This is a genomic window from Candidatus Zixiibacteriota bacterium, assembly GCA_014728145.1.
GTDB lineage: Bacteria > Zixibacteria > MSB-5A5 > JAABVY01 > JAABVY01 > WJMC01.
In genome coordinates this window covers 1-7,583 of sequence record WJMC01000080.1, presented here as the reverse complement: position 1 = coordinate 7,583, position 7,583 = coordinate 1, and the positions used below count along the sequence as shown (strand labels likewise).

Genomic DNA, 7,583 nt, shown 5'->3' with positions numbered 1-7,583 from the left:
TTCATGCCTGCGCGAAGGTACCGCAAAGGGCGAGAAGTTTCTTGAATTTGAGTTTGCGCCCAATGATCTGGTCTTCAAGCGCGCCGCCTACCTTGTTCTGGATCTGAAGAATCTCAGGCGCGTAATCGATATCGATAAGTTCGAAGGCCGCGAACTCAAACTCTATTACTATAATCCGGAAACTCAGGCCTGGGAACTTTATCAGGTTGCCAAGATCAGATTCGGCCGGGTGATCTTTAAAATCGAACATTTCTCTAAATTCGGGATTTCACACTGACGAGAGAAGACTGCCTTGAATATAGATTCCCCCGGCTAAAGCCGGGGGTTTTTGGGGCTTACGCCAAACGCTTCGTGATTCTAAAACTCCCCTCGGAGTTGTCCTGAATCCTGTTGTCCACACATTTCTACATAATTCTTGATAGTCGTCTCATCTAATCCTATTGACTCTAACGACACTCCCGGTATACTACATAGCAGACCAGGTAGCGTCTTGCGTTATACGAACTGACACCAGGCTTCAGGATCTTTCGGCGGTATTTACAGACCCAAACTACATAGCATTGAAGACAGTATATGCATAGTACAGAATCTGTTTCTATTGAATTCGGGATGAGGTTTGTGTCTCATCCCGTTTATTTTTATTGAGCACAACCCGGCAGATTTCAGGTCTGAAAACGCTTGGCAATTCTGAGTATATCAGTATATTGAAAATGAGGTATTTTACATTTACCGCACTGACTTCCGATCCGGAAGTTTTACTTAGAAATAAAAATATAGCCGGAGGTAAGAATGTTTTGCTACAAATCCGTTTTAATGATTATATGCGCGATTTTACTAGCCATGGGAACCGTCTCCTTTGCAATTGGAAATGACTGCGGAACCGTTCTCACAGCAGAGCAATACCAGAACGAGTTACTACGAAACAGTGATTTTCAGGACTACAAAGAGAAAACCGTATTCCGTGATGACATACATTATTCAATTCCGATTGCAGTCCACATAGTTCGTAGCTCGCAGGGTGAAGGCGGTCTCGATACCACGCTCCTGCAGGATATATTCGATACCTCCAACGCACTCAACCAACCGCTCAATGTCAGTTTTTACATGTACAGTCTGGATTTCATCGATGATGATTACTATTTCTACGGGACAGATAACTACTCAGCTTATAATCAGCTTCGAGAGGAAAACGTGCAGTCATCGGCGGTGAATGTCTATTTCGTACCCGACTCCTCCGGCTTTCCGTATTGCGGATTATCTTCATATTCGAGTTCAACAGTGCAGGGGATCATCATGAACAATCTCTGCTCTGATCCATACAATTATAAATCGACATTTCCGCATGAGGTCGGACACTACTTCGGTCTGTATCACACACACGAAGATTACTTTGGAGTTGAATGCCCGGATGGTTCCAATGCTGAAACGACTGGTGATCTGATTTCCGACACACCTGCCGATCCCGATCTTTACCAGCATGTCAGCGACTACCCGGCTTGCGAATATGACAATTACGCACCCCCGCCGATAGAATGTAATGCCACCCCCTACAATCCCGATGTCAGCAATATCATGTCTTACTCAAGAAAACTCTGTCGTGATATTTTCTCGGCCGGGCAGGCGGTCAAGTACCGTTATACACTTGAAAATGTTCACACGGAGTTGGCTTATGCCTTTGGTGGCCTGATAACTTCAGGTGGGATCGATTTGGGTACAGTTACCCCTGGTCAAGTTGGCCTCGATACTCTCCGTTTGAGCTACGTAGGTCCGGATTCGATCGAACTATCGTCAGTCTCACTGCAGGGAACCGAATTCAGCCTGAGCGGGAACTGGCCGGTTCTATTGCATTACGGTGACTCCACACAGATCGAGATCAGCTACGATGCAGGTTCAGGCGATATCTGTAATTATGGAAATTATTCTGATTCTCTCATACTGACGTTTTCCTTCTCCGACTACTCGCAGTTGAGCTTGCCTGTCGAGGTGGCAGTTACAATCCAGCCACCATCACAGGATTATTACGCGCTTGGACAGCCCTGCCTCGAACTGTATGTGCCCAACACCCCGCAGTTCGGCTACGACAACCTTAACCTGGGGATGATCGTAAACGGCCGCGATATGCTCTACGCGGGCACACTTCTTTTGGGTCTTGTGGACGCTAGCGATACGATCGTCTACCAGCAGATTTACCTTCAAGACGAATATATCGTAGTTGACAGCCTGACAGAGTGGCAGGACAGCCTCGGAAGAAACAATTATACTCTCGACTTTGCTACGTCCGACGGCCGTCTGCATGGCACCGTCAACTATGCCCTCGGCACGGGCGGAATTGGTCTGGAGGATTGCCAATACATCCAGGTGGATTACACGATCAGAAATCCATGCGATACCGCTCTGACTTTGTATGCCGGGATGTTCGGTGATTTCGAAATCGATCAATCCGGAGAAGACTATGGTTATGTCGATAATGTCGACCAGCACCTTGTTTACCAGCGGGGACGCTACGAAGACATTACTTGTGCTCTGGGCGGACTCTACGCCTGCGGAGAAAACAAGGGTATGAAAGCAGTAAATAACACAAATGAAATCTATCCATACGGAAATTTCAGGGATTACCGGGCCTACGAAGCACTGGCTTTTGGACAGTATTTTTCCGCCACTCAGTATTCGGATGCCTCGCTTTTGCTCTCATTTGGCGAGGCTACGATTCAACCTGATGACAGCCTGATCTGCAGGGCAGCTATAATTTATGCGGACAGCTCGCTTGCCTCTTATGAGGCTGTCTACGATGAACTGAAATCAGTCCTGTCTACAACCGCTACTGATATAGATGGCGATTGTTTCGCAAACGATGTCGACAACTGTCCCGAGCGATACAATCCCGACCAGTTAGATACGAACGGAAACGGTATTGGCGATATCTGTGAATATATTTGCGGCGATGTCAACGACGATGAAGTCGTGGATATCTCCGATGCTGTGTTCATCATCAATTACGCTTTCGCCGGCGGGCAGGCACCGGATCCGATCGAATCAGGAGATCTAAACTGCGACAGCAGCGTGGATATATCCGATGCTGTATATGTCATTAACTATGCCTTCTCGGGCGGTTCCGCACCCTGCGACCCGAACGGTGACGATTCACCCGACTGCTGAATTTACTCGAACTAAATTATAAACCGCCGGAATTCAAACCGGCGGTTTTTCTATTTCCATTCAGATTATTCTATCACTATAAAAAGTTAGAACATTAGTTCGACGCCTATCGGGCAGTGATCGGAACCATAAACCTTGTTGCGGATAAAGGCTTTGCTAAGGTTATCTTTGAGATTGTCGCTGACAAAAAAGTAGTCTATTCTCCAGCCCACATTCCGTTCACGCGCCCGGCTCTTGTAATCCCACCAGGTATATTGATTCGGATTGGAATTAAAAACCCTGAAAGTGTCATGAAAACCGAGCCTGAGAAAACTGTCGATCCAGGCACGTTCTTCAGGAAGAAATCCCGAGATCTTTTCGTTTTGTTTGGGACGAGCCAGATCGATTTCCTTATGAGCAGTGTTGACATCGCCGCAGATCACTATCTTTTTGCCGGAGGCAAGCTGTTTTTTGATATGTTTCGAAAACGATTTGTAAAATGCCAGTTTATAATTCAGCCGTTTCTTGGACGCCTTGCCATTGGGGAAATATATATTATACAGCCAAAAGTCCTCGAATTCATTGATCAGGACTCTTCCTTCTGAATCGAATTTTTTGACCCCGATACCATAAGTTACATTTTTGGGATCTACTTTAGTATACGTTGCCACTCCGCTGTAACCCTTGCGTTCGGCGGACGAGAAGAAGTTAAGATAACCGCGAATATCCTTGAGAGCTGAAGGTAACTGCTCGAAGGTCGCCTTGGTCTCCTGCAGGCAGAGAATATGCGGTTTCTCTTTTCTTAACCAGTCCAGAAAACCTTTTTTATAGATCGCCCGCAGGCCGTTTACATTCCATGATAACAGCTTTATTTTTGCCATGTCATCTCACTCCGCGAGTTGTTAAATTCGGTCCGGCTGTGTCAAAAAAATCGCTCCCTGCTCATGAGGATAATATAGGCGCAAATGCTCGAATCTCAATATTTTATTGAAGCTCAGAAAAATCACAGAGATCAAATTCGTATTGGATAAATCCCATACTTTTTATCAAAAATCTGACCAGCAACTATTCGAAACTGAAACATATCATCTTATGCGCGCTTATCGTATTGCGCTACAAGCGATTACGATGTTCATTTTATGATCTGCACGGGGCACCAGGATTGCGCCATATTCTTTTGACGGAGTTGTCCCGCAAGTCGCGATTAAGAAAGACGCGGTTTACGGGAATAAAAAGGAGAGGGTTATGAGCCATGAGAAAAACAAACACCAGGTAAAAATCAAGGCATCAGTGGAGGGTCAAAAACATATCATCTATCTCGATTGCGAGAAAGCTGACAAGCTGGGATTTCATTCTCCTCTGGAGAATCATCCCTTCCCGCTCAGTGACTTTCTGGACATGGCCTGCAATGAGCCCAAGAGAAGAGAAAGCACCGGAACAAACGACCCGGTTTGCCCCAACTGCGGATTGACATTCTCGGATTTCGCTGAGATTGGCAGATTTGGATGCGGTTTTTGCTACGAAGCGTTCAGGACAAATCTTGAAAATCTTATGACAAGGATTCATGGGTCAAATCGTCACTGCGGATACGTCCAGCCTGAGAGCGACAAAAAGTCCTCGAATTTCCTCAAGGTTAAAAGACTCAACGATGAGCTTAAAGAGGCGGTTCAGACCGAGGACTACGAACGCGCGGCAGAGATTAGAGACAAGCTCAATGATCTCAATTGACTTTATTGAAAGCATCGAAAATGATATCAAGATAAAAAACCGGGGTTAGTGCCCCGGTTTTTTTTAATGCCAGCTGATATCACTCACTTCATATATGGAAGTTAATGTGTCTTGACTCGTCAGGCTGAGGGAGAACAAAAGCGGAAGCTGATTGCCCTATTGAATGGAGTTTTTGATCGTATAGCTCGGCCGTACTTTGATGAACCTCGGATTGGGAGCATGAAAATCATGAGTTTGCACGCTGTTTATTCTCATCCGCTTTAAGTTATTTCCAACTGTTCCGATAACATATAGTAGCTCCTGCTCCGCCCGGTATCAGGATTAACGTGAGAGGTAAGAATTGTGTACTAAGCTAAAATCTGGCCAGCTTTCAACTGAGAAACCGGCTCGTGAATTCGCGCGCATCCGCTCGCAGTTAACCATCAGGTCGCATAAAACGACTGGAGAGTTAAAATCTGTCGACACAGAAAATAAAAAGACCGACACTTACCTGACAAAGCCGAAAAACAAATACGACCTGCATCAGATCTTTGAAACGATCTGTGTCCCCCTGCTGGTTATAAATCGTGATCACAGGGTTACACACTGGAACCGGGCCTGCGAAAAGCTGACCGGAATCAAGGCTGGCGAGGTGGTTGGTACCGATAACCAGTGGCAGGCTTTCTATGATGTAAAAAGACCGATACTTGCGGACTTGATCATTGATCAGCGCCCGGAAGAAGATATTCTGACATTCTATACCGGGTCAAGCCGCAAATCGAGCTTGATCGAGGGCGCCTACGAGGTGGAAAGCCATTTCCCCAGCCTTGGTGCCAATGGGTACTGGCTCTATTTTACAGCCGCCCCGCTGTTCAATCGCGAGAATGAGATCATTGGAGCGATAGAAACCTTCCAGGATATAACCGATCGGGAAACGGCCCGGGCAGAACTTCAAAGTGCTATCCAGAAACTGCGTGTAGAACAAAAAGCGCTGGAAGAAAAAAACATCGTCCTGAATGGTGTACTCAAACAGATAGACTCGGAAAAGCAGAAAATATCTGACCGAATTCAATCCAATGTCAATTTGCTGATTCTTCCCATGCTCAGCCGATTGGAAGACAAACTCGATCCGCAGCTTCAAGCTGAACTGAACCGGGTCAAGGCAAATCTTGAGGATATCACTACCCCATTTATCGATAAATTGGATAAAAGCTTCTCACGACTCAGTCCGCGGGAACTGGAAATCTGCTCGCACATTAAAAACGGCCTGAGTTCCAAAGACATAGCCGGTCAGCTCAATGTATCGGTCGGTACGATTCAGCAACAACGCAAGATGATCCGCAAAAAATTGCAAATCGCCAACCAGAAAATCAATCTGAGCGCTTTTCTGAAGAACCTCTAAGCACTGTTTCATTTTAAGCAGAGTTGTTTCATATCGAAGTCATAGTCCCGATTATTGTATATAGCATATATACAATAACCGTACAGTAATCATCCCTCCATGCAGTTCATCTTCGTCCGATACTTAGTGAGAAAGTCAGATATGGGAAGAAATTCGATTTAATCCTAATCGAGTAATTAACGAGGCCTGCGATGCGGGCAAAACGATAATCAGGCACATACTTTTCGCGGTCGTATGACGGAGGAGGTAATTAATGAGTTGGAAGGACATCAAGATTGCCAAAAAGCTTTACATCGGTTTCGGTCTGATTTTGGCATTGGCGATAATAGTCGGTTACGCTGGTTACAACGGATTGAGCACTTACTCACAGAAGGTCGCTAATTCGAATGACGCCAACCAGGTCATGATCTGGATCAAGGATATGGGCGCAGAACGGCTAAAATTCAAATTTACGCAGGATGAAACCCATTATCAGAATTTGCAGGAGCTTTCAGAGAAAACCAACAGCCAAATCAGGGCTACTCAGGCACGCTTCAAGGATTCTAAGGATGTAGCCATGGCCAATGAGGCACTGAGCAGTATCGAGAAATACTGTTCGACCTGGGACAGGTGGGTTGAGATTTCGCAGGAGTCCAAACAGGCCCAGGCTGAAATCGGTCGCCAGGCAGACATCTTCCAGAAGCAGGCAAACGAGTTGAGCGCCAGCCAGCAAAAGCAGATGGAGCAGGAGTTCGCCTCCCGCGCCAGCCATAGCGCGCTCGAAGAACGTGCGCTCAAGTCCCGGCTGGCTGATGAAATCGTAAAATTGTTCGCCTTTTCGCGTACGGCCTACCGCAACTGGAAGCTAACCGATGATGATAAATATGCTCAAGAGTTCCGCCAGTTGCAGGCGGATATTATCGAAATCTGCAAGCAGAACCGGGCATTGATGAGAAAACAGGTCAATATCGATCAGCTCAACAACGCCATCGCGGCCGTAGAGACGATCGACAATATGTTTGTCCAGGTTCATGAAAACAAAAACAGGATGGACAATACCTACGATCAGCTGACCGAGGAAGCCCTGGCTGTGGTTGATGTCATCAGCCGAATCCAGGTTGGCCAGGAAGAGAAAATGCATTCCGCCCAGGCCAGCTCTATTTCCATGATGATAATCTTTCTGGTCGGTGCAGTAGCTTTGGGCATAGCGATAGCGTTCGTGATAGCCCGCGGCATCAGCAAGCCGGTCTCGAACATGGCAACGATAGCTCAGGAGATCGCGGTCGGCGATATCAACCACGATATCAAGTTCACCTCCAAAGACGAGATCGGTACTTTGGCCGATTCATTCAGAGGTCTG

General features: G+C 46.5%; 5 protein-coding genes. 4 read left to right on the top strand and 1 reads right to left on the bottom strand.

Annotation, left to right across the window (positions count from 1 at the left end):
* Positions 1-789: 789 nt before the first annotated feature.
* The gene (locus GF404_05195) at positions 790-3,156 is read left to right on the top strand and encodes a hypothetical protein (GenBank protein MBD3381576.1); all 2,367 of its coding nucleotides are present in this window, start codon (positions 790-792) and stop codon (positions 3,154-3,156) included.
* 86 nt (positions 3,157-3,242) lie between these two features.
* On the opposite strand, the gene xth is transcribed toward GF404_05195, so the two are convergent.
* The gene (gene xth, locus GF404_05190; protein MBD3381575.1) at positions 3,243-4,016 is read right to left on the bottom strand and encodes an exodeoxyribonuclease III; all 774 of its coding nucleotides are present in this window, start codon (positions 4,014-4,016) and stop codon (positions 3,243-3,245) included.
* A 364-nt stretch (positions 4,017-4,380) separates the two neighbouring features.
* On the opposite strand from xth, the gene GF404_05185 reads away from it, so the two are divergent.
* The 3 genes from GF404_05185 to GF404_05175 all read left to right on the top strand — a co-directional run.
* Positions 4,381-4,863: a hypothetical protein gene (locus tag GF404_05185; protein ID MBD3381574.1), complete on the top strand. Its 483-nt coding sequence runs from the start codon at positions 4,381-4,383 to the stop codon at positions 4,861-4,863.
* A 340-nt stretch (positions 4,864-5,203) separates the two neighbouring features.
* A complete protein-coding gene (locus GF404_05180) occupies positions 5,204-6,244 on the top strand; it encodes a PAS domain-containing protein (GenBank protein ID MBD3381573.1) in 1,041 nt (346 codons plus the stop codon).
* Positions 6,245-6,497: 253 nt separating this feature from the next.
* Positions 6,498-7,583: HAMP domain-containing protein (locus tag GF404_05175; GenBank protein MBD3381572.1), on the top strand; the 1,086-nt coding region annotated here is incomplete at its 3' end.

Excerpts from the sequence above, each read along its gene's own strand:
- GF404_05195 (MBD3381576.1), top strand. The coding sequence starts at position 790 with ATGTTTTGCTACAAATCCGTTTTAATGATTATATGCGCGATTTTACTA.
- xth (MBD3381575.1), bottom strand. The coding sequence starts at position 4,016 with ATGGCAAAAATAAAGCTGTTATCATGGAATGTAAACGGCCTGCGGGCG.
- GF404_05185 (MBD3381574.1), top strand. The coding sequence starts at position 4,381 with ATGAGCCATGAGAAAAACAAACACCAGGTAAAAATCAAGGCATCAGTG.